Source organism: Achromobacter sp. HZ01 (genome assembly GCF_003267925.1).
In the GTDB taxonomy this organism is placed as follows: domain Bacteria; phylum Pseudomonadota; class Gammaproteobacteria; order Burkholderiales; family Burkholderiaceae_B; genus Achromobacter; species Achromobacter pulmonis_A.
The window spans coordinates 76,070-96,328 of record NZ_LWKV01000001.1; the positions used below are offsets into that span (position 1 = coordinate 76,070).

Genomic DNA, 20,259 nt, shown 5'->3' on the forward strand with positions numbered 1-20,259 from the left:
CCATGTCCGCCGCCGACCTCGAGATTCCCAAGCCCGAGTATTGGGAAGCCGCCGTAGCCCACCTGATGCGGCGCGACCGCATCCTGAAGAAGATCATCCCCCAGCACCCGGAGGTATGGCTGACTTCGCGCGGCACGCCGTTCGTGACGCTGGCGCGCGCCATCATCGGGCAGCAGGTCTCGCCCAAGGCGGCCGACACCGCCTGGACCCGGTTCATCGACGCGGCGGGCAAGCGCCCCACGCCGGTCGCGGTGCTGCGCGTCGGCCTCGACGGCCTGCGCGCCGCCGGGCTGTCGCAGCGCAAGGCCGAATACGTGCTGGACCTGGCCGTGCATTTCGGCGAACGCCGGGTGCATCCCGAGAAATGGGCGGCCATGGACGATGAAGCCGTCATTTCCGAGCTGGTCGCCATCCGCGGCATCGGACGCTGGACGGCGGAGATGTTTTTGATTTTCAATCTGCAGCGGCCCGACGTCTTGCCGCTGGATGATCCCGGGTTGCTCAAGGCAATCTCGCTACACTATTTCAGCGGCGAGCCTGTCTCTCGCTTCGAGGCTCGCGAAGTCTCGTTGGCGTGGCAACCCTGGCGTACCGTGGCGACCTGGTATTTGTGGCGCAGTCTGGAACCGGCTCCGGTCCAGTACTGACGCACCCCGGGCAGCCCATCTACGGAACCACACTACATGCGCAATACATTTCTGGAATTCGAACAACCGCTAGCCGAGCTTGAGAACAAGATCGAGCAGCTGCGCTACGTGCAGGCCGATTCGGCGGTGGACATCTCCGACGAAATCGGACGTCTGCAGCAGAAGAGCCAGACCCTGGCCAAGGAAATCTACGCCAAGCTCACGCCTTGGCAGACGGCCCTGGTCGCCCGCCATCCCCAGCGTCCCTACACGCTGGACTACGTGCGCGAAATATTCACCGACTTCCATGAACTGCACGGCGACCGCATGTACGCCGACGACCAGTCCATCGTCGGCGGCCTGGCGCGCTTCAACGGCACCCCCTGCATGGTCATCGGCCACCAGAAGGGCCGCGACACCAAGGAACGCGCCGCGCGCAATTTCGGCATGCCGCGTCCCGAGGGCTACCGCAAGGCACTGCGCCTGATGCGCCTGGCCGAGAAGTTCGGCATTCCCGTGTTCACCTTCGTGGACACGCCGGGCGCCTATCCGGGCATCGGCGCCGAAGAGCGCGGCCAGTCCGAGGCCATCGGCCGCAACCTCTACGCCATGGCCGAGCTCAAGGTGCCCGTGATCTGCACCATCATCGGCGAAGGCGGCTCGGGCGGCGCCCTGGCCATCGCCGTGGGCAACGCCGTGCTGATGCTGCAGTACGCCACCTACGCCGTGATCTCGCCGGAAGGCTGCGCCTCCATCCTGTGGCGCAGCGCCGACAAGGCGCCCGAGGCCGCCGAGGCCCTGGCCATCATCGCGCCGCGCCTGAAGGACCTGGGCCTGGTGGACCGCGTGGTCAACGAACCCGTGGGCGGCGCTCACCGCGATCCCCGCGTCATGGCGCGCCTGCTGCGCCGTGCGCTGGGCGATGCGCTGCGCCAGCTGCAGGACATGACGCCCGAGCAGCTGGTCGAGCAGCGCGTGCAGCGCCTGCTGTCCTACGGCAACTTCCAGGAAGTGCGCGCCTGAGGCCCGGGCGCCGGCTTCGCGCCGGCGCCGCGCGCCACGCGCCGTTCCACATCATGAACGCCCGCCCGACTCCCGAAGACAGCTCTCGGGGCGCGGCGGGCGCAGTTCATCCGCTGCCCCTGTCCGACGATCTCGCCGCGGCCCTGCGCCGTGCGCTGCTGGCCTTGCCCGAGCGGCCGGCGCGCGTCGCCGTGGCGCTGAGCGGCGGCGCGGACTCGGCCATGCTGGCCGCGCATGCGGCCGCCGTGGCGCCGCAGCTGGGCATGGACGTGATCCTCATCCACGTGCACCACGGCCTGCAGGCCGACGCCGACGCATGGGAACGGCAGACGCGCGCGCTGGCGGACCTGCTGGCGCTGCCGCTGGCGCAGGCCCGCGTCGAGGTCGACGCGGCCGCCGGCAAGGGCATCGAGGCCGCCGCGCGCGACGCCCGCTACGCCGCCCTGGCGCGGCTGGCCCGGGAGGCCGGGGCGGCGCACGTGCTGCTGGCGCATCATCGCAACGACCAGGCCGAAACCGTGCTGCTGCGCCTGCTGCGCGGCACCGGGCTCGAGGGCATGGCGGCCATGGCGCCCGTCGCGCGGCGCGACGGCGTGGCCTATGTGCGGCCGTGGCTGGAGCTGGACCGCGACCTCATCCTGCGCGCGGCGCAGGCCGTCGAGCGGGCCTGCGGCTGGCGCCCGGTGCAGGACCCGACCAACGCCGATCCCCGCTACACGCGCGCGGCCGTGCGCGAACTGCTGGCGCCCGTGCTGGACGCCCGCTGGCCGGGATGGCGGGCCATCGTCGCCCGGCATGCGCGCCACATGGCGCAGGCGGCCGAAATCCTGGACGAAGTGGCGCAGGCCGATTTCGCGTCGCTGGAGCCCGGCCCGGACGGCGCCAGCTTTTCGCTGCGCGCCTGGCGCGAGTTGTCGCATGCGCGCCAGGCGCACGTGCTGCGCCACTGGCTGCAGCGCAACGGCGCCCGCATGCCGACCGAGGCCCGCATGCAGGACCTGCTGCGCCAGCTGCGCGGGCTGCACAGCCTGGGCCACGACCGCCAGCTGCGGGTGGAGCAGGCCGGCCACGTCATCCGCTGCCATCGGGGCAGGGTCTGGGTCGAACCCCGGGAAAATCCCTGAAATAGCCGCGCCATGGACGGAAAATTGCACAAACTGCGCAAATTTTTACCGTCGCGCTAGAATATACGGCTTTGCCCGTCAACCTTTTGCGGCGGGTTCCCAGCCAGAGTACGAGATGTCCCTGATCGTTCACAAATATGGCGGTACTTCGATGGGCTCGGTCGAGCGCATCAAGAACGTGGCGCGCCGCGTCGCGAAGTGGCACGCCGCCGGCCACCAGGTTGTCGTAGTCCCGTCGGCGATGGCGGGCGAAACCAATCGCCTGCTCGGCCTGGCGCGCGAGATTTCGCCCCAGCCCGACACGCGCGAGCTCGACATGATCGCCGCCACCGGCGAGCAGGCCAGCAGCGGCCTGCTGGCCATCGCGCTGCAGGCCGAAGGCGTGCCGGCGCGCAGCTATGCCGGCTGGCAGGTGCCCGTGCGCACGGATTCGTCGTTCACCAAGGCGCGCATCAGCGCCATCGACGACGCGCGCATCCGCGGCGATCTGGACGCCGGCCGCGTGGTCATCGTCACGGGCTTCCAGGGCGTCGATCCCGAAGGCCACATCACCACGCTGGGCCGCGGCGGCTCCGACACCTCGGCCGTGGCCGTGGCGGCCGCCATCAAGGCCGACGAATGCCTGATCTACACCGACGTCGACGGGGTCTACACGACCGATCCGCGCGTGGTGCCCGAAGCGCGCCGCATGGCCGTCGTTTCCTTCGAGGAAATGCTGGAAATGGCCTCGCTGGGCTCCAAGGTCCTGCAGATCCGCTCGGTCGAATTCGCCGGCAAATACCGTGTGCCGGTGCGGGTCCTGTCCTCGCTGACCGACCCGCTCATCCCGCTCGAAGAAGAAATGGTCTCGGGCACGCTGATTACTTTTGAGGAAGACGAAAAAATGGAAGCCGCCGTTGTCTCCGGCATCGCCTTCAGCCGCGACGAAGCCAAAATCACCCTGCTGGCCGTTCCGGACAAACCCGGTATCGCCTTCTCCATCCTGGGTCCGGTCGCCGCCGCCAACATCGACGTCGACATGATCGTGCAGAACCAGTCCGTGGCCGGCACGACCGACTTCTCGTTCACCGTGAACCGCAATGAATTCGCGCGCGCCGTGGACCTGCTCAAGCGCGAAGTCATCCCCGCCGTGGGCGCGCGCGAACTGTCCACCGACGAAAAGGTCGCCAAGGTCTCCATCGTCGGCATCGGCATGCGCTCGCACGTGGGCGTGGCCAGCCTGATGTTCCAGACGCTGTCGCAGGAAGGCATCAACATCCAGATGATCAGCACCAGCGAAATCAAGACCTCGGTCATCATCGACGACAAGTACATGGAGCTGGGCGTGCGCGCGCTGCACAAGGCCTTCGGCCTGGACCAGGCGCCCGCCGAGAAGGCCTGAACAAGCGCTACGGCACGATTTTTTTCGCGCTAGCCGCCCCCTCGGCGGCATGAGTCAAAAAAGTCGTGCTAGAATCTCGTTCTCTTCGGAGATGTGCCCGAGAGGCTGAAGGGGCTCCCCTGCTAAGGGAGTATGTGGCTAAAAACTGCATCGTGGGTTCGAATCCCACCATCTCCGCCAGACATGGACGCCGCGATCCGTCGCGATGTCCCAAAAACCCGCAGAAGCGTAAGCTCTGCGGGTTTTTTCTTGCCTCCCTCGGCAAATACGCAGTCCCCTAGGACCGGAGGAAGGTTTCGGAATCGCCAGGCCATACCTATAATTTTTTCCGGAGGCGGCGCACGGCGTGCGGCCGCGTACGCTCGCAGGCAAACGCCACGACAGGCACAACAGGGGTTGCCAACATGCAAGAAGCTGAACTGGAGAAAATTCGTGCAGAGATCAGCAAGCTGATGGCGGAATCGCTCCGCATAGGCGCCGAGGCCGGCAAGATTACGCGCGAGACATTCTGGTATCCGGTGACGGTCGCCATTGCCATGTTCGGCGCGGGGGTGGCTTTTGCCAAGCTGTTTTTCTAACAAGGAACCGCCGTGATGAGCACAGCAAAGGTTGCCGACATGGAAGACGCCGAACTGGAAAAAATCCGTGCCGAGATCAGCAAGCTCAACGCTGAAGCCGGCAAGCTCTTTGCGGAACAGATCAAGTTCTATGCGGAGGGACATAAGCTCACCCGCGAGGCATTCTGGTACCCGTTCGGGCTGGGTATCTCCGTAGTGGTCCTGATCGGGGGCATCGTCAAATTGTTCCTGTGAAGGCAAGCCGCCATGCCTCGATGCGGGCCCGCCTTCTTTCCGGCATGAGAGAATCGAGCTTTCCCTCTTTCGCGCCGCCACCTTGAAACACCTGCTCGCCACGCTCGACCGGGTCGACGACTTCGATGAGATCATCGATGTGCGCACGCCGCTCGAATTCGCCGATGACCATATTCCGGGCGCGATCAACGCGCCGGTGCTGAGCAACGAGGAGCGCGTCGTGGTCGGCACGCTCTACAAGCAGGTCTCGCCGTTCGAGGCCTCGCGGGTCGGCGCGGCGCTGGTGGCGCGCAATATCGCCGCGCATCTGGAGAATCTTTTCGTGGACCGGCCGCAGGGCTGGCGCCCGCTGGTCTATTGCTGGCGAGGCGGCACGCGCTCGGGCTCCATGACGACCATGTTCAACATGATCGGCTGGCGCGCGCGCCAGCTCGATGGCGGGTACAAGGCCTATCGCCGCGCGACGCTGGAAGCGCTGGAGCAGTTGCCGGGCACGCTGCGCTACATCGTGCTGACCGGGCCGACCGGCAGCGGCAAGACGCGGCTGCTGAACGCGCTGGCCGGAGCGGGCGCGCAGACGCTGGACCTGGAGCAGCTGGCCGCGCATCGCGGTTCCCTGCTGGGGGCGTGGGCCGGGGTGCCGCAGCCCACGCAAAAGGGCTTCGATACGCGGCTTGCGCAGGCGCTGCGCCAGCTCGATCCGTCGCGCCCGGTGTTCGTCGAGGCCGAGAGCCGCAAGATCGGCGCGGTGGCCTTGCCGGCGGCGCTGCTGGCCGCCATGCATGACAGCCCTTGCGTGGATGTGCGCTCCAGCCGCGAGGACCGGGCCGCGTTCCTGCAGCAGGACTACGCGCAACTGTTCGACGATCCCGCGTCGCTGAAGGCGCAGCTGCAGCGGCTGGTCGGCCTGCACAGCCGCGAGCGCGTCAGCGGCTGGCAGGCGCTGGTGGACCTGGGCGCGCGGCGCGAGCTGGCGCGCGAGCTGATAGACGAGCATTACGATCCGGCCTATGCCCACAGCTGCCACGCCCATTTCTCCCGATTGCCACAGGCGCTGCGCATGGATTTCCGGCCCAACGACGCCGACGTGGTCGAGCAGGCGAGGGCGCTGATGACAAGGCTGGATATCGATGCGCAATCTTCCTGACTTGCGCGCCTTCTGAAATAACGCTATTATTCAAGGCTTGCTCTGACACGCGCCCGTAGCTCAGCTGGATAGAGTACCTGGCTACGAACCAGGGGGTCGTAGGTTCGAATCCTGCCGGGCGCGCCATTGGAATGATGGTTCAAGCAAAAACGCAGTAGAAGTAGAAGCAGTAAAAAGCAGTAAAAGCACGGCAAGATTTTCTGATATAATTTTGCCTCTTTGCCGGAGCGCCCGTAGCTCAGCTGGATAGAGTACCTGGCTACGAACCAGGGGGTCGTAGGTTCGAATCCTGCCGGGCGCGCCAAATCCGAATCCGGATTTGGCCAATACAGCAAAGAAAATGGAAAGGCCTTTGATCTCGATCGAAGGCCTTTTTGTTTTGCGTGGCGCGGCTAGAACCGGATCGTCAGTCCCGCCATGGGGCCTTGCAGCACGGCGTCGAATTTGAAATCCCCACGGCTGTAGTCCACGCCTATGGCGCGGTAGCCGATGGCCGCCGAGACGTTTTTGCTGACGCGGTAGCCCAGGCCCAGCCCCAGGTCCCAATCGGCTTGCGCCCCGCCGGCGCCGATCAGGCCCCAGCCCGTGACGTAGAGCTTCGGGTTGATCGCATAGTTTCCGCGCACGCCCACCAGGCCGTCGACCCAGGTGTCGCCGTCGCTGCGTTTCCTGCCGTTGAGGTGCGCGCCCTTGAGCGTGATGTCGGTGTCGACCGACCACACCCGCAGGCCCGCGACCACGTCCAGCTGGTGCGGCGAGTTTTCCAGCACGGAATAGCCGGCGCCGATGAGCCCGGCGAAGGTCGAGGTCTTGACGTCGGCGCTGGTGGCCAGCAGGCCGTGCGGCGTGTCTCCCTGGGTGCCGATCTTGGTGTAGATCAGGTCGCCGAAGATGCTGTAGCGGCCCTTGCGCGCTTCGCCGATCAGCATGGCGCCGAAATCCAGGTTGTCGAACAGCTTGTCGAAATCCGCGTCCACGTCGATGACGGGCAGGCGCGGCTGGGATACATTGCCGGAGAAGCCGGCCGCCCAGAAGTAGGGCGTGACCGCAAACTCCCATTGATCCGAAGGCCCGGCCTGCTGCGCGGGCGCGTCCGCGCCCGCCGCCAGGGCGGACGCGCCATGGAGCAGCCCGCAAAGCAGGCCGCCGCTGAGCTTGTTTTTCATCGCAAACCCTCCCGCGCTGCGGGGATCAGCTCACCCGCCTGACGGGGGGTATGGTCCAGGTGCCGTTGATGATCGACGGGTCGCTTTCGTTGGGCCAGTACAGGCGCATCATCAGGATGAACCTGCCCTTGGGCGCCGGCAGCCAGTTCGACTCCAGTTCGGGGCCGGGGGATTCATGCTGGATGAGCAGGTCGATCGAGCCGTCGGGCTTGGTTTTCAGCGCCTGGCGCGCGCTGATGGAATAGCGGTTGAGCGGGTTGTCGACAAAGAAATATTTATCGTCGTACATGGTCAATGACCAGAATCCGGAGACCGGCGGAGTCATGCCTTTCTTGAAGGTCAGGACGTATTTTTCCGAACCGTTATAGGCCCGTTTGATCGCTCCGGTGTCCGACTGCAGCGAAGTGGGGTAGATCGCGTCCTGCGGACGGTTGGCGCCCAGGCCGATCGCGGCGACCAGGGCGCGTTGCAGATAATTGGTGCCGTAAATGCCGGTCTTGGTCGTAAAACCCCAGCCGTCGATTTCCTGGATATCGCCGCCGCTGGATTTGAAATGCGTCATGATGCGCCCGAAACCGACCTGCGGCACGCGCCGGGCGAATTCGGGATTGAATTTGCTGCGGTCGAAGTCCTGCCCCGGCACGATGCCGATCGACGCCAGTCTCGCCACCATGGGAGCGTCGGCCGCGTTGGGAGGATTGCGCTTCAGGAGTTCGGCGAACAGCGTGAAGTAGGCGATCGCGTCCATATTGTTGACCAGGTCGCGCACCGGGGTCTTCATGTCTATGGACGGATCGACCTTGCCCTTGGGCGGGGTCCAGTTTTTGCCCCAGGCGCTCAGCGGGCTGAGTTTGACCTCGTCCTGGATCTTGTGCACCTCGGCGTAGTCCTGGGACGTGCCGGAACAGTAGATGCGGCCGAGCAGCCAGACGATGCTGGTGGGGGATTTGTAATGCGTCATGCCCTCGGGCACGGCGCCTTGCCATCCGGGGCCGGTCACGATGAAGGTCTGCGCCCCCGTGCCCGTGGTCCGCTTGCCGGGGACGTCGAATACCGTGGTCCAGCCGTCGAGCATGGGAAACAGGGCGTAGCGGCCGTGCAGGTCGGGCAGGCTGACCACCCAGGGTTCGTCGCCCACGTCGATAAAGGCCGTGGTGTAGAGGGTGTCGGCGTTCGGCGCCGTGACGTCCCGGAATTTGGCGTCCGGATAGTGGCGCAGCTTGATGAGGTGCCCCATCGGCGCCCGGGTTCCCTCCGGTTCGGCGACGTTGGTCATGACTCTTCGGGTCATTTCCATGGTCACCAGCGGGTAGGCGTAAATATAGGCGTCGGTCGCCAGTCCGAATTGTTCATCGCCCTCGGGCAGATCGGCGATCAGCCCGTCGGCGGCCCGGGCCGGCCCAGCCAGCGTGCCGGCTGCGAGTAAGGTAAGACCACCTGCATTGAATTTGCGACGGCTCAGCTTCATTTTTATCGCTCCAATAAGAATTGGCTGTGAAGTTCGGTGAGGCTTCAAACAGAAAAACGATTTGTTTTCAAGCTAGTTGGACCGCATTGATTCAGGCGTGGCGGCGGATCTCCGTAGGTCGAATTGATGGGCCGCGCTGGCGCGACGGTATTTTTTTCCCGCTGGCGAGATAATCTGCCCGACTCCGAAAAAAATCCAATTATTTTTTAAACTGTGCAGCCGCGCAACGGTGCACGCATGAACCGGTTTATTTGGACTAGTTTCGCGGTATGCGGGGATGTGGCCGGAGGTTTTAATCCGTCCGGCGCCGTCTTCAGGGCGAGGGCTGGAGCATCGCGACGGTTTTCTGCGCCGGCGTTTCTTCTTCGTCGAATCCCCAGTCGCCCACCGTGTACCAGTCCTCGCCCAGCGTTTCGGCGGGATGCATGGTGCGCCCCGACCCGTTGCCGCAGGCCATGGAATCGGTGGAACAGTAGCGGTCGCAGCCCCAGCAGATGCGTTCGGGGTGCTTGGGATGCAGCGGAAACTTCTTGGCCATGACGATACCTGCTGTCCGGTCCGCGTCGAAGTTGAATGAAAACCGCGGCGAGGCGCGGGTCCGTCGCGTACCCAACCAGCGTACTGCGCGGCGCCCGCCCATTTCCTTGACCTGGGTCAAGTATGGGCGGGCCCGTGCCGATTTGCGCAGCCTATTTGATTCATGGTATAAACACGCCTCTTTCGGGGCGCCCGTAGCTCAGCTGGATAGAGTACCTGGCTACGAACCAGGGGGTCGTAGGTTCGAATCCTGCCGGGCGCGCCAATTCAATTTCATGCCGACACGCATCGTGGCGATGTGCGCGGCAAGATCCGGACAATACAAAAAGCGGCTTGATGAGCAATCATCAAGCCGCTTTCTGTTTTTACGCGGTGTTCACTGTTGCCGTCGTCGGTCCACCGCCGTCAGGGCCGTGCCGCTTTTCAGCAGCTGGTAGGCCTGTCCGCCCAGCCAGGCGACCTGGTCGCCGGCGCTGGTGCGGCATACGCAGTGGGTCTTCGGATCGAAACGGGACGTGCCCATTGCGGAGCACGCATCGTGGCCCGAAACGAAGCGTTCGATACGGTACAGCGTGCCATCCGGAGCGGTGGCGAGGACATCGGTAAGCCGTCTTGCCGTGCCGAGCATATTTACACCTCCATGCGCGGGTCATTGGTATGCGACGCCAGAATCATTCGGACATTTCAGTGGAAATGTCCTCCTAACAAGGAATCGTCGAGCTGGTCGGGAGACACGCCCAGGGCCGCCGATACGCGGTCCAGGATGGCCTGCCGGGGCCGCGGTCGCGGCCGTTCCAGTTCGATGTAAATGGAGTGATCCACGCCCAGCCGGGCAGCCATATCAGCGGTGCTGATATTGAGATGCTCGCGCCATGCGCGTATCAGGCTCCAGTCGTTGCCGGTTTTCAGATTGACGACAGCCAATGGTACATGGTCCTGGCCCACGGCAAGCTTCTTGCGCGGGTCGGGTTTGCTACCGGGTGTGTGCTCGCCGCCTGCCGCGAAGCCGCTCTTGCGGGCGTTGAAATGGGGCGCGGCGACCGCGGGTTCGGCAGTGAAGATCTGGCCGCCGTTCAATTGGCGGTAGCGGTCATTGCCGATCCAGCAGAGGGTCTCGCCGTTGTCGAGTTTGCATTCGCAGTCCAGATGGTAGCTGCTGGGCATGCTTTCGAGCTTGGCGATGGTTTCAGCGGTCGTGGCGTGGCGCACCACGCGGTGCAGGACACCGTCTGGCGAGCGCACGAACACGTCGGGAAGTCTCCAGGAAAATGGAATGATGATCTCCACTGCCGAAACCTATTGCGCCACTGTATCCCGCGCTGGGCGGGGTGGGATTTGGGGTTTCCCCTGGGCCGAACATCCTCACGAATCTTTACGTCGCCGGGCGATTCAATCGCCGCCGCCCGCGCCGAATCCGGCGCTGTCGAGCAGCCTGGGCATGAGCTCGGCGGCCGGGCCGCGCAGGTTGTGGTGCGCGCGCGCGTCCAGCGGCGTGGCGGCCGGATTGATCTGGGCCACGATGGCGCCGGCGGCCAGCGCGCGCTGCGGCAGCTCGGCGGCCGGGTAGACCAGCGCCGAGGTGCCGATGCTCAGCAGCAGGTCGCATTGCTCGGCGGCGCGGATGGCGGTGTTCCACGCGTCGACGGGCAGGCTTTCGCCGAACCAGACGACGCCGGGCCGCACCGGCGCGCCGCAGCGCGTGCAGGCCGGGGGCGCGATGCGCCTGCCTTCTTCGGGCTCCTGGGGCGCGTCATCGGCGCAGGCCTGGGGCGCGCCGCAGGCCGAGCAGCGCGGCGCGTGCAGGCTGCCGTGCAGGTGCGCGACGCCGAGGCTGCCGGCGCGTTCGTGCAGGTCGTCCACGTTCTGCGTGACGACGCATAGTTCCGGCACGTGCCGGGCCAGTTCGGCGATGGCGCGGTGGGCGGCGTTGGGCGTGGCGCGCAGCACCTGGGCGCGGCGCCATTCGTACCAGCCCCAGACGATGTCGGGATGCGCCCTGAAGGCCTCGGGCGTGGCCAGCGCCTGCGCGTCGAAGCGGGACCACAGGCCGGTGAGCGCGTCGCGGAAGGTGGCGATGCCGCTTTCGGCGGAAACGCCCGCGCCGGTGAATACCAGCACGCGGCGCGCCGCCCGCAGGGCATGCGCCAGCGTGGCGGGAATTTGTAGATGCGTAGGATTCATTTTCTATCTTGCAGGCAGTCCGATACGCTGCACGCGCGGGCATGGGCCTGTCAAGAAAAAATCGGTCGCCGGCGGCAGGGCGGGCGAGCCGCGGGATGCGCATTTGTCCCGAATGATGGATACTGGATTTCTCATCTGGGATTTACCCCTGACCTGGAGATACGAATGCCTGACTCTCGAACCGGCCTGGACCGGCTGCGCGGTTTCATTGCCACGGCCACGCGCATGGCGTCGGCCGACGGGCTGCGGCAGAGCGCGGCGCTGGAGGCGGCGTTCGCCGACCTGGTGCGCCATGACGACTGGCTGCCCGAGTCCTGCACCGCGCCGCATCCGCAGTACTACCAGCAGTACCTGCTGCATTGCGATCCGCTGGAGCGCTTTTCGCTGGTGAGTTTCGTCTGGGGGCCGGGGCAGTCCACGCCGGTGCACGACCACGAAGTCTGGGGCTATGTGGGCATGCTGCGCGGCGCCGAGGTCGACCAGCGCTACGCGCGCGACGCCCAGGGCCGTCTGGCGCCGGCCGGCCCGGCCACGACCCTGCGCCCCGGCGACGTGGCGCGCCTGTCGCCCGAAGAAGGCGACATCCACCGGGTTTCGAACGCGCACGCGGACCAGGTCTCCATCAGCGTGCATCTGTACGGCGGCAATATCGGCGCGGTGTCGCGCCACGTCTATGACCCGGCCAGCGGCCAGGCCAAGCCGTTCGTGTCGGGCTATTCCTCGGCCAGCCAGCCCAACCTCTGGGACCGCTCGCAAGCCGTGCGGGCCGCGATCGCGGACGGCGTGCGCTAGATCCTGGCCGGGCCCGGCGTCTCGTGCTATTTTGTCCTAAATATTAGGAAATAAGCAATGGACAAGACGCTGCTCAAAGGCTTGATGGTGTTGGAAGCGGTCACCGACGTGGACGATCCGCCGCGCAGCATCGATGCGCTGGCCGCCCGCGTGGGGCTGACCCGCAGCAATACGCACCGCACCTTGCAGACGCTCATGCATGCGGGCTACGTGATCAAGGATGACGACGGTGGGGGGTACCGCGGTTCGGTCAGACTGTTCGAGCTGGCCGCGCGCCAGCTTGCCCAGCTGGACCTGCGCAAGCTGGCCGCTCCCTTCATGCGCACGCTGGCCGACCAGACGGGCGAAACCGTGCACCTGTCCGTGCTCGACGGCTTCGACGTGGTCTACGTGGACAAGATCGACAGCCCCCAGCCCATACGCGCCTACTCCATGGTGGGCGGCCGCGCCCCGGCCTATGCCGTCGCCACCGGCAAGGCCCTGCTGGCCTACCAGCCCGAGGGCTACGTCGAGCGCTACGCCGACCAGCTCGTGCGCCATACGCCGTCGACCATCGTGTCGATGCCGCTGCTGAAGGACGAGCTGCGCAAAATCGCCCGCAGCGGTTATGCGATCAACCGGGGCGAATGGCGCGAAGGCGTGGGCGGGCTGGCCGTGACCTTGTTCAACAGCCTGGACCAGCCGGTGGCCGCGGTGGGCATCTCGGGTCCGCTGGACCGCCTGAGCGCGACCAGGATGAAGCAGCTGGCGCCGGACGTGGCGGCCTGCGCGCAGTCGATTTCGCAGGGGATGGGCTATCGGCGCGGCTATCTGGATCAATAGCCCCCTGCGTTTCCGCTGTTGATCATTTCGCCGCCGACAAGCGCACCACGTCGGCCCAGCGCGCCACTTCCTGCTTGAGCACCCGGCCGGTGTCGGCCGGCGAGGTGGCCACGGCGTCCGCGCCCAGTTTCCGCGCGGCCTGCTGCACGGACGGCATGGCGGCGGCCTTCTGCATGCCGGCCGAGAGCTTGTCCACCACGGCGGGCGGCGTGCCGGCAGGCGCCAGCAGCGCGTAGGTGGTGGCGACGGAATAATCCTTCACCCCCTGCTCGGCCAGCGTGGGCAGGTCCGGCAGCGCGGTGGCGCGCGTGGCCGTGGTGACGCCGAGCAGGCGGATCTTGCCGGTCGCGATGTGCGGCAGCAGCGCCGGCAGCGTTTCGATCACCATGTCGATCTGGCCGCCGAGCAGGTCCGTGATGGCCGGGCCGCTGCCGCGGTAGGGCACGTGCATGAGCCGGGTGCCCGTCACGACCTGGAAGAGTTCGCCCGCCATGTGCTGGGACGTGCCGGGACCGGCCGAACCGAAGGTGATGGAACCCGGCCGGCTCTTGGCCAGATCGATCAGTTCCCGGATGTTCTTCGCGGGGATCTTGCCGCTGTTCACGGCCACGGCCATGGGCATGCTGGTGGCCATCGACACGCCCACGAAGGCGGTGCCGAAGTCATAGCTGGGCTTGTCCGGCATGGCGGCATGGATCGCGTGGCTGCCCACGGCGCCCATCAGCAGGGTGTAGCCGTCGGCCGGGGATTTGGCGACGTACTCCGCGCCGATCTCGCCTCCCGCGCCCGCCTTGTTTTCCACGACCACGCCCTGTCCCAGGTAGTCGCCCAGATGCTGCGCATAGATGCGCGCGGCGGCATCGGTCGCCCCGCCGGGCGGGAAGGGAACCACCATGCGGATGGGTTTGGTCGGCCAGGCGTCGGCGGCGGCCGCGCCGCCCGCCAAAGCCAGCGCCATGCCCGCCAGGGCGATGCGCCACGTGTTTTTCATGGAAGTCTCCTTGGTGTCGGGGCGGGGCCTCGATTCTCCATAAGTCCTAAAATATAGGATATGAATTCCAAAAAATGGTTTACTTAGAATTCCACACGGTGATATTCTGGTCAACAAATAAGCACGTGGCTTAGGGAATGCACTAGGATTCATGCTGAAATTCATGGCCTTGCATCTGGCGTGCGTTGAATGATGCCCGGTTTCGCGGCGTGCTTTTATAATGATTTGCTAGTCCCAAATATTGAATTTTCATAACGAGAGGTAAGGCATGACACCCAGTTCGGCGCTGGCCGGCATCACAGTGCTGGAGATTTGCAATGTCGCGGCGGGGCCTTTTTGCGGCATGTTGTTGGCTGACATGGGCGCCGATGTGATCAAGGTCGAAAACCCCGAAGGCGGCGACACGCTGCGCAGCTGGCCGCCCATTTCCGACGGCTATAGCGAGAACTTCGCGTCGCTGAACCGCAACAAGCGTTCGGTGACGCTGAACCTGAAGGACCCCGGCGACCTGGCCCTGGCGCGCGAGCTCGCGCTGTCCGCCGACGTGCTGATCGAGAACAACCGGCCCGGCGTGATGGAGCGCCTGGGATTGGGATACGCGCAACTGCGCGAGGCCAACCCCCGGCTGGTCTATTGCTCGATCTCGGCCTACGGCCAGTCGGGGCCGCGTTCGCAGGAAGGCGGGTTCGACCTGACCATCCAGGCGATGAGCGGCATCATGAGCGTGACCGGCGAGGCCGGCGGCGAACCCGTGAAATGCGGCGTTCCCGTGGCCGATTTTTCGGCCGGCCTGTACGGCGCATTCGCCATCGCGTCGGCGCTGCGCGCGGCCCAGGCCAGCGGGCAGGGCACGCATATCGACGTGCCCATGCTGGGCGCCACGCTGGGCATCGCGGCCTTGCAGACGTCGGAGTTCTTCGGCAGCGGCAGGGACCCGGTCAAGCTGGGATCGGCGCATCCGCGCAATGCGCCGTACCAGGCCTTCCGCTGCAAGGGCGGCTACTTCGGCATGGCGGCGGGCAACCAGGCCTTGTGGAAGGGCGTGTGCGCCACGGTGGGCAGGGAGGACCTGCTGGCCGATCCGCGTTTCACCGACACCAGCGCCCGCGCGCGCAACCAGACGGCGCTGCGCGAGATCCTGGAGGCGATCTTCGAAACCGAGGACGCCCAGACCTGGCTGGCGCGTTTCCGCGCGGCCGGGGTGCCGTGCGCGCCCATCAACACCTATTCCGAAGTGCTGGCGGACCCGCAGGTGGAACACATGGGCTGGGTGCAGCCCGTGGACCTGCCTAACGGCGTGCGCACCCGCACGTTCGGGCTGCCCGTGCGTTTCGACGGCCAGACCACCGCCTTGCGCCGCCGTCCGCCGGCGCTGGGCGAACACAACGACGAGGTGCTGGGCCCGCTGCGCGCGGCCCGCAAGGAGACGGCGCAATGAACGACGTCCTGCGCATCGACAGGCAGGGAGCGGCGCATGTGCTGACGCTGGCGCGGCCCGACAAGATGAACGCCCTGTCGGCGGCACTGGTGGAAGCGCTGATCGCCGCGCTGGACGAGGCCGAGGCCGCGGGCGCCAGGCTCGTCGTGCTCAAGGGCGAGGGCAGGAACTTCAGCGCGGGCTTCGACTTCGGCGGCTGGCAGGAACAGAGCGAGGGCGATCTGCTGCTGCGCTTCGTGCGCATCGAGATGCTGCTGCAGCGGCTGGCGGCGTCGCCGTGCCTGACGCTGGGCCTGGCCCACGGCCGCAACTTCGGCGCGGGCGTGGACCTGTTCGGCGCCTGCAAATGGCGCGTCAGCGCGCCGGACGCCACGTTCCGCATGCCCGGGCTGAAGTTCGGCCTGGTGCTGGGCACGCGCCGTTACGCGGCCCTGGTGGGCGCGGAACGGGCGCGCGCGGTGCTGGAGCAGGCGGCCACGTTCGGCGCGGAAGAGGCGTTGCGGGACGGCTTCGCCAGCCGCCTCGCCGCCGCGCCGGACTGGCCCGACATTGAACGCGAGGCGCTGGACGCCGCGTCCGCGCTGAGCTGCGCGAGCCGCGTCCAGCTGTACGCGGCGCTGTCGGCGGAAACGCCGGACACGGATCTTGCCCGCCTGGTGCGCTCCGCCGCCCAGCCGGGCCTGAAGGACCGGGTGGCGGCGTATCTGCAGGCGCGCTAGACGCAAAAGAACGAGCAGGCAAGGAGACATCATGGCATCGGGTTTCAATCAGAAGGACAAGCAGCGCACGCTGGCCGAGCTGGCCGCGCTGGTGCCCAACGGCGCATCGATCGCGCTGGGCGGCAGCTTCCTGCACCGCGGACCGTTCGCCTTCGTGCGCGAACTGATCCGGCAGGGGCGGCGCGACCTGGAACTGATCAAGCAGTCGCCGGGCTACGACGTGGACATCCTGTGCCGCGCCGGCGCGCTGCGCCGCGTGCGCGCGGGCATCGTCGCCATGGAAGGCAACTTCGGCCTGGCGCCGTGGTATCGCAAGGCGGTGGAGCGTCGCGAGATCGAACTGGAGGAACACGCCTGCGCCAGCCTGACGGCCGGCCTGCGGGCGGCCGCCTTCGGCGTGCCGTTCCAGCCTTGCGGCGGCCTGCACGGCAGCGGCCTGCCCGAACTCAACGGCTGGAAATGCCTGGACGATCCCTATGGCAGCGGCCAGCAGACCTGGGTGGTGCCGGCCATCCGCCCCGACTTCGCCGTGATCCAGGCGTCGGAGGTGGACGCGCTGGGCAACGTGCGCGTGCACGGCACCGCGCACTGGGACCGGATCATGTCGCGCGCCGCCGGCAGCGTGCTGGTGGTGGCCGAGAAGATGGTGGACAGCGCGGTGTTCGAAGCCAATCCCGAATCCACGCTGGTGCCGTTCTTCATGGTGCAGGCGTATGCCGTGGCGCCGGGCAGCGCCTGGCCGGGGTCCTGCTGGCCGGACTACGCCATCGACTACCCGGCGGTGGAGGCATACATGGACAAGCAGGGCGATCTCGCGGCGCACATGGCCGCGGCGCCCGAAGCGCGGGAGGTGCAGCATGGCTGAGCAATGGTCGGGTTTTTCGTACATCGTCACCAACCTGGCGCGTTTCATCCGGCCGGACGAAATCACCTTCAGCGGCGTGAACTCCACCCTGCCCATGCTGGCCTGCCTGCTGGCCAAGCGCGCCTACGACTGGGACTTCGTCTACATCAACGTGGCCGGCGGCGTGAATCCGCGGCCCTCGCACGTTCCCATCTCCAGCTCCGACCCGGTGCTGGCCGAGCACACGGCCTCGATTTTCTCGAACGAGGACTTCTACGACCTGTGCACGCGCGGCCGCATGGACCTGACCTTCCTGGGCGCCGCGCAGATCGACGGGGAAGGCTGCGCCAACAATTCCTGCATCGGCGACTGGCACGAACCCAAGGTGCGGCTGCCGGGCGGCGGCGGCGGCGCGGTGATGCTGCCCACCGCCAGGCGCGCCTGCACCTGGCGCACCGAGCACTCGCGCCGCACCTTCGTGCCCAGGCTGGACTTCATGACTTCCTGGGGCGGATTCCATGGCGTGGTCACGCCCATCGCCGTGTTCGTCAAGCGCGACGGGCGCCTGGCGCTGCAGTCCTGGCATCCGGAATCCAGCCTGTCCGAAGTGCGCGAGCGCACGGGGTTCGAGTTCGACGCCTCGGGCGCCGAGCCGTCCGCGCCGCCCACGGCGGCGGAGGCGCGCGCGCTGCGCGAACTGGACCCCGACGAGCAGTTCGAGCGCGACGCCGCCGTCGCACTGCGTTAGGAGACCGCCATGACGATCGCCGACGCCACCCTGGTGGCCGCTTTCGCGCGCCTGTGGAGCCAGCCGCAATGGGCCGACCGGCCCGCCATCGCGACCGCGGACGGCGTGCTGACCTATGCCGGTCTGCACCATGAGGTCGGACGCATCGCCGGCGGCCTGCGCGCCGCCGGCGTGGCGCGCGGCAGCCTGGTGGCGATCGCGATGGAACGTTCGCAAGCCCAGGTGCTGGCCATCCTGGGCGTGATGGCGGCGGGCGCATGCCCGTGTCCGCTGGAGCCGCGCCTGTCGGACGCGGAGACCGCCCGGCGCGTGGCGGCGGTGGGACTGGGCTGGATGCTGCACGACGAGGCCAACGCCGCGACGGCCCGGGCCAGCGGCCTGGCGCCGCAACGCCTGCTGGAGGCGGGCGCGGTCGCGCAAGGACCGCTGGATTGGCGCGGCGCCAGCGACGCCGCGCCCGGCGAGGCCGGCCTGCTGCTGTTCACGTCGGGCAGCACCGGCAATCCCAAGGGCGTGCTGCTCAGCCATCGCGGGCTGGCCAACAACGCGCGCGGCGTGCTGGCGCATACCGGGCTGACGCCCGGCGACCGGCTGCTGCACGTCATGCCGCTGCATCACACCAATGCGCTCAACAACCAGACTTTCACGCCGCTGCTGGCGGGCGCGTGCGTGGCGCTGGCCGGCCGCTTCCGGGCCGAGGACATGCCGGGATTGCTCGCGGCGTTCCGGCCCACCATCATCACCGGCGTGCCCACCATGTATGCGCGCATGCTGGAGCTGGAATTCGATCCGGCCAGCCTCGCGGCGCTGCGCTTCGCCCGGTGCGGCTCGGCGCCCATCACCGAAGCCCTGCACCGGCGCATCGAGGCCTTCCTGGGCTGTCCGCTGGTGGTGTCGTACGGGCTGTCGGAAGCCACCTGCACCTCGACCATGAATCCGCCCGCGGCGCGCCGCGTGGGTTCCGTGGGCACGGTGCTGGCCGGCCAGCGCGTGAGCCTGCGCCTGCCCGACGGCACGCAGGCCGCGCCGGGCGGCGAAGGCGAGATCTGCATCGAGGGCGACAGCCTGATGCTGGGATATCTGGGCATGGACGGCGCCGACGCCGATGCGCCGCGGCTGCTGCGCACGGGCGACCTGGGGCGTTTCGACGAGCAGGGCTATCTGAGCATCACCGGCCGCATCAAGGACGTGATCATCCGGGGCGGCGAGAACATTTCGCCGGCGCTGATAGAAGGGGTGGTGACCGGGCTGCCCGGGGTGGCGGCCTGCTGCGCGGTGGGCGCGCCCGACGAGGACCTGGGCGAAGTGCCGGTGCTCTTCGTGCAGCGCGCCGGCGACGCCGCGCCGGACGAGGCCGGCATACAGGCCGCGGTGCTGGCGCGCCTGGGCCGGATCTACGTGCCGCGCGAGGTGCGCTGGATGGAGCGCCTGCCGGAGAACTCGGTGGGCAAGGTCGATCGCAAGGCGCTGGCGCGGCAACTGGCGCCCGCGCCCGCGCGCCTGTGAGCGGGCCCGGCGCGCGGACCCCGCAAGAGGACTTCAGGGCTGCGCGCGCAGCCTCGCCAGTTCGGCGGAAAGCTCGGCCACCAGGGCCTGGGCGCGCGCCAGCGGGTCGTGCGCTTCGGGCGCGGCCTCGGACGCCGCGGCGCCGGTCTGCAGCCGCGGCTGCAAGCTTTCGTGGCCCACGCTGACGTCCACGTCGAACACCAGTTGTTCGGCGCGGTGCCAGGTGGTGAACCATTCCAGCGGCCGGTCCACCTGATCCATGCCGCGGCCCTGCAGCATCAATAGCGGCGTGCCGGCGGGCGTGTCCAGCAGGCGGCCCAGGGTGGCGTCGGCGGCCACGGCCCGGATCTGATTGCGCCCGGCGCCGGGACGCAGGCCGAAACGCCGCGTCAGCACGCCGTGCAGCGAGGCGTCGGTCAGGTCTTCGGTGCGCAGCCCGGGCACGGCGTCGGCCGGCAGCCAGGTGCGCACATAGGCCAGCGGCGCGTCGGCCACGTGGCGCAGGCGTTCCAGCATCAGCAGCCGGGTCGTGCCGAAGAATTCGGCGACTTCCGCGGGCGGCTCGGCGCGGGCGAGAGCCAGCACGCGGGTCTGCAGCGCGACGCCGGACTGGGCGAACTGCTCGTACAGGCCGGTGGAGCGCTGCACCAGCCGGCGATGCTCCTGCGGCGCGGCCACGGTGGCCGGGCGGCCGCTTTCGCGCTGGATCAGGCCTTCGGAAGCCAGCGCCGCCAGGGCCTGGCGCACCACGCTGCGCGCCACGCCGAAACGCTCGCACAGCCCCGCCTCGCTGGGCAGCGCGGTGCCGGCCGCCAGGCGGTTGGTGCGGATGTATCCGCGCAGCAGGGTGGCCACCTGGGCATGCAGCGGCGTATCGCCGGAGCGGTCTAGTGCGGGCAAGGCATCGTGCGTGGCGGGCGCCGTGGACATAGGG

General features: G+C 67.5%; 22 protein-coding genes and 4 tRNA genes. 18 read left to right on the forward strand and 8 right to left on the reverse strand.

Annotation, left to right across the window (positions count from 1 at the left end):
- Positions 1 to 2: 2 nt before the first annotated feature.
- The 10 genes from A6B37_RS00390 (at position 3) to A6B37_RS00430 (ending at position 6,417) form a co-directional block, all read left to right on the forward strand.
- Positions 3 to 647, forward strand: coding sequence for a DNA-3-methyladenine glycosylase (locus A6B37_RS00390; RefSeq protein WP_111825513.1), 645 nt, complete (start codon positions 3 to 5; stop codon positions 645 to 647).
- Between the two features lie 36 nt (positions 648 to 683).
- Positions 684 to 1,649: an acetyl-CoA carboxylase carboxyltransferase subunit alpha gene (locus tag A6B37_RS00395; RefSeq protein WP_102772513.1), complete on the forward strand. Its 966-nt coding sequence runs from the start codon at positions 684 to 686 to the stop codon at positions 1,647 to 1,649.
- A 53-nt stretch (positions 1,650 to 1,702) separates the two neighbouring features.
- Entirely contained in the window at positions 1,703 to 2,773 is a 1,071-nt protein-coding gene (tilS, locus tag A6B37_RS00400) for a tRNA lysidine(34) synthetase TilS (RefSeq protein WP_111824591.1), read from the forward strand.
- 115 nt (positions 2,774 to 2,888) lie between these two features.
- A complete protein-coding gene (locus A6B37_RS00405) occupies positions 2,889 to 4,154 on the forward strand; it encodes an aspartate kinase (protein ID WP_102772511.1) in 1,266 nt (421 codons plus the stop codon).
- Between the two features lie 87 nt (positions 4,155 to 4,241).
- A tRNA-Ser gene (locus A6B37_RS00410) sits at positions 4,242 to 4,334 on the forward strand.
- 224 nt (positions 4,335 to 4,558) lie between these two features.
- On the forward strand, positions 4,559 to 4,732 hold the full coding sequence (locus A6B37_RS26015) for a hypothetical protein (RefSeq protein WP_168202092.1): 174 nt from the start codon (positions 4,559 to 4,561) through the stop codon (positions 4,730 to 4,732).
- A gap of 15 nt (positions 4,733 to 4,747) precedes the next feature.
- Positions 4,748 to 4,966, forward strand: a complete 219-nt coding sequence (locus tag A6B37_RS00415; protein WP_111824592.1) for a hypothetical protein — start codon at positions 4,748 to 4,750, stop codon at positions 4,964 to 4,966.
- An 82-nt stretch (positions 4,967 to 5,048) separates the two neighbouring features.
- Positions 5,049 to 6,113 (forward strand): tRNA 2-selenouridine(34) synthase MnmH, encoded by a 1,065-nt coding sequence (mnmH, locus tag A6B37_RS00420; RefSeq protein ID WP_111824593.1) that lies wholly within the window; start codon positions 5,049 to 5,051, stop codon positions 6,111 to 6,113.
- A 49-nt stretch (positions 6,114 to 6,162) separates the two neighbouring features.
- Positions 6,163 to 6,239 (forward strand) — tRNA-Arg (locus A6B37_RS00425).
- A gap of 101 nt (positions 6,240 to 6,340) precedes the next feature.
- Positions 6,341 to 6,417: transfer RNA gene (locus A6B37_RS00430), tRNA-Arg, on the forward strand.
- A gap of 88 nt (positions 6,418 to 6,505) precedes the next feature.
- On the opposite strand, the gene A6B37_RS00435 is transcribed toward A6B37_RS00430, so the two are convergent.
- The 3 genes from A6B37_RS00435 to A6B37_RS00445 form a co-directional block, all read right to left on the reverse strand.
- Positions 6,506 to 7,279 (reverse strand): hypothetical protein, encoded by a 774-nt coding sequence (locus A6B37_RS00435; protein ID WP_111824594.1) that lies wholly within the window; start codon positions 7,277 to 7,279, stop codon positions 6,506 to 6,508.
- Between the two features lie 25 nt (positions 7,280 to 7,304).
- A complete protein-coding gene (locus tag A6B37_RS00440; protein ID WP_111824595.1) occupies positions 7,305 to 8,747 on the reverse strand; it encodes a DUF1254 domain-containing protein in 1,443 nt (480 codons plus the stop codon).
- A gap of 313 nt (positions 8,748 to 9,060) precedes the next feature.
- On the reverse strand, positions 9,061 to 9,285 hold the full coding sequence (locus A6B37_RS00445) for a DUF3079 domain-containing protein (RefSeq protein WP_111824596.1): 225 nt from the start codon (positions 9,283 to 9,285) through the stop codon (positions 9,061 to 9,063).
- Between the two features lie 187 nt (positions 9,286 to 9,472).
- On the opposite strand from A6B37_RS00445, the gene A6B37_RS00450 reads away from it, so the two are divergent.
- Positions 9,473 to 9,549, forward strand: a tRNA-Arg gene (locus A6B37_RS00450).
- A 111-nt stretch (positions 9,550 to 9,660) separates the two neighbouring features.
- Here A6B37_RS00450 and A6B37_RS26180 read toward each other — a convergent pair.
- From A6B37_RS26180 to A6B37_RS00465, 3 genes are all read right to left on the reverse strand, one after another.
- Complete coding sequence (locus A6B37_RS26180) at positions 9,661 to 9,807, reverse strand: hypothetical protein (protein ID WP_246842339.1); 147 nt, start codon at positions 9,805 to 9,807, stop codon at positions 9,661 to 9,663.
- Between the two features lie 161 nt (positions 9,808 to 9,968).
- Complete coding sequence (locus tag A6B37_RS00460; protein ID WP_111824597.1) at positions 9,969 to 10,571, reverse strand: helix-turn-helix transcriptional regulator; 603 nt, start codon at positions 10,569 to 10,571, stop codon at positions 9,969 to 9,971.
- 102 nt (positions 10,572 to 10,673) lie between these two features.
- Positions 10,674 to 11,465 carry an NAD-dependent deacylase gene (locus A6B37_RS00465; protein WP_111824598.1) on the reverse strand — a complete coding sequence of 264 codons (792 nt, stop codon included), beginning with the start codon at positions 11,463 to 11,465 and terminating at the stop codon, positions 10,674 to 10,676.
- 165 nt (positions 11,466 to 11,630) lie between these two features.
- On the opposite strand from A6B37_RS00465, the gene A6B37_RS00470 reads away from it, so the two are divergent.
- Both A6B37_RS00470 and A6B37_RS00475 read left to right on the forward strand, forming a co-directional pair.
- Positions 11,631 to 12,257 carry a cysteine dioxygenase gene (locus tag A6B37_RS00470; protein ID WP_111824599.1) on the forward strand — a complete coding sequence of 209 codons (627 nt, stop codon included), beginning with the start codon at positions 11,631 to 11,633 and terminating at the stop codon, positions 12,255 to 12,257.
- Between the two features lie 57 nt (positions 12,258 to 12,314).
- On the forward strand, positions 12,315 to 13,079 hold the full coding sequence (locus A6B37_RS00475) for an IclR family transcriptional regulator (protein WP_111824600.1): 765 nt from the start codon (positions 12,315 to 12,317) through the stop codon (positions 13,077 to 13,079).
- Between the two features lie 22 nt (positions 13,080 to 13,101).
- Here A6B37_RS00475 and A6B37_RS00480 read toward each other — a convergent pair whose 3' ends face one another.
- Entirely contained in the window at positions 13,102 to 14,070 is a 969-nt protein-coding gene (locus tag A6B37_RS00480) for a tripartite tricarboxylate transporter substrate binding protein (protein ID WP_111824601.1), read from the reverse strand.
- A 268-nt stretch (positions 14,071 to 14,338) separates the two neighbouring features.
- Here A6B37_RS00480 and A6B37_RS00485 point away from each other — a divergent pair, with 268 nt between their 5' ends.
- From A6B37_RS00485 to A6B37_RS00505, 5 genes are read left to right on the forward strand one after another with little or no spacing between them, the layout of a single operon-like run.
- Positions 14,339 to 15,508 carry a CoA transferase gene (locus tag A6B37_RS00485; protein ID WP_102772499.1) on the forward strand — a complete coding sequence of 390 codons (1,170 nt, stop codon included), beginning with the start codon at positions 14,339 to 14,341 and terminating at the stop codon, positions 15,506 to 15,508.
- Positions 15,505 to 16,227: an enoyl-CoA hydratase/isomerase family protein gene (locus A6B37_RS00490; RefSeq protein WP_111824602.1), complete on the forward strand. Its 723-nt coding sequence runs from the start codon at positions 15,505 to 15,507 to the stop codon at positions 16,225 to 16,227. Before A6B37_RS00485 ends, A6B37_RS00490 begins: the two co-directional genes overlap by 4 nt.
- 31 nt (positions 16,228 to 16,258) lie before the next feature.
- A complete protein-coding gene (locus A6B37_RS00495; RefSeq protein ID WP_102772497.1) occupies positions 16,259 to 17,092 on the forward strand; it encodes a CoA transferase in 834 nt (277 codons plus the stop codon).
- A complete protein-coding gene (locus A6B37_RS00500; RefSeq protein WP_111824603.1) occupies positions 17,085 to 17,819 on the forward strand; it encodes a CoA-transferase in 735 nt (244 codons plus the stop codon). Before A6B37_RS00495 ends, A6B37_RS00500 begins: the two co-directional genes overlap by 8 nt.
- Before the next feature lie 9 nt (positions 17,820 to 17,828).
- Entirely contained in the window at positions 17,829 to 19,325 is a 1,497-nt protein-coding gene (locus A6B37_RS00505) for a class I adenylate-forming enzyme family protein (protein ID WP_111824604.1), read from the forward strand.
- Between the two features lie 33 nt (positions 19,326 to 19,358).
- Here A6B37_RS00505 and A6B37_RS00510 read toward each other — a convergent pair whose 3' ends face one another.
- On the reverse strand, positions 19,359 to 20,255 hold the full coding sequence (locus tag A6B37_RS00510) for a GntR family transcriptional regulator (RefSeq protein WP_111824605.1): 897 nt from the start codon (positions 20,253 to 20,255) through the stop codon (positions 19,359 to 19,361).
- Between the last annotated feature and the right edge of the window lie 4 nt (positions 20,256 to 20,259).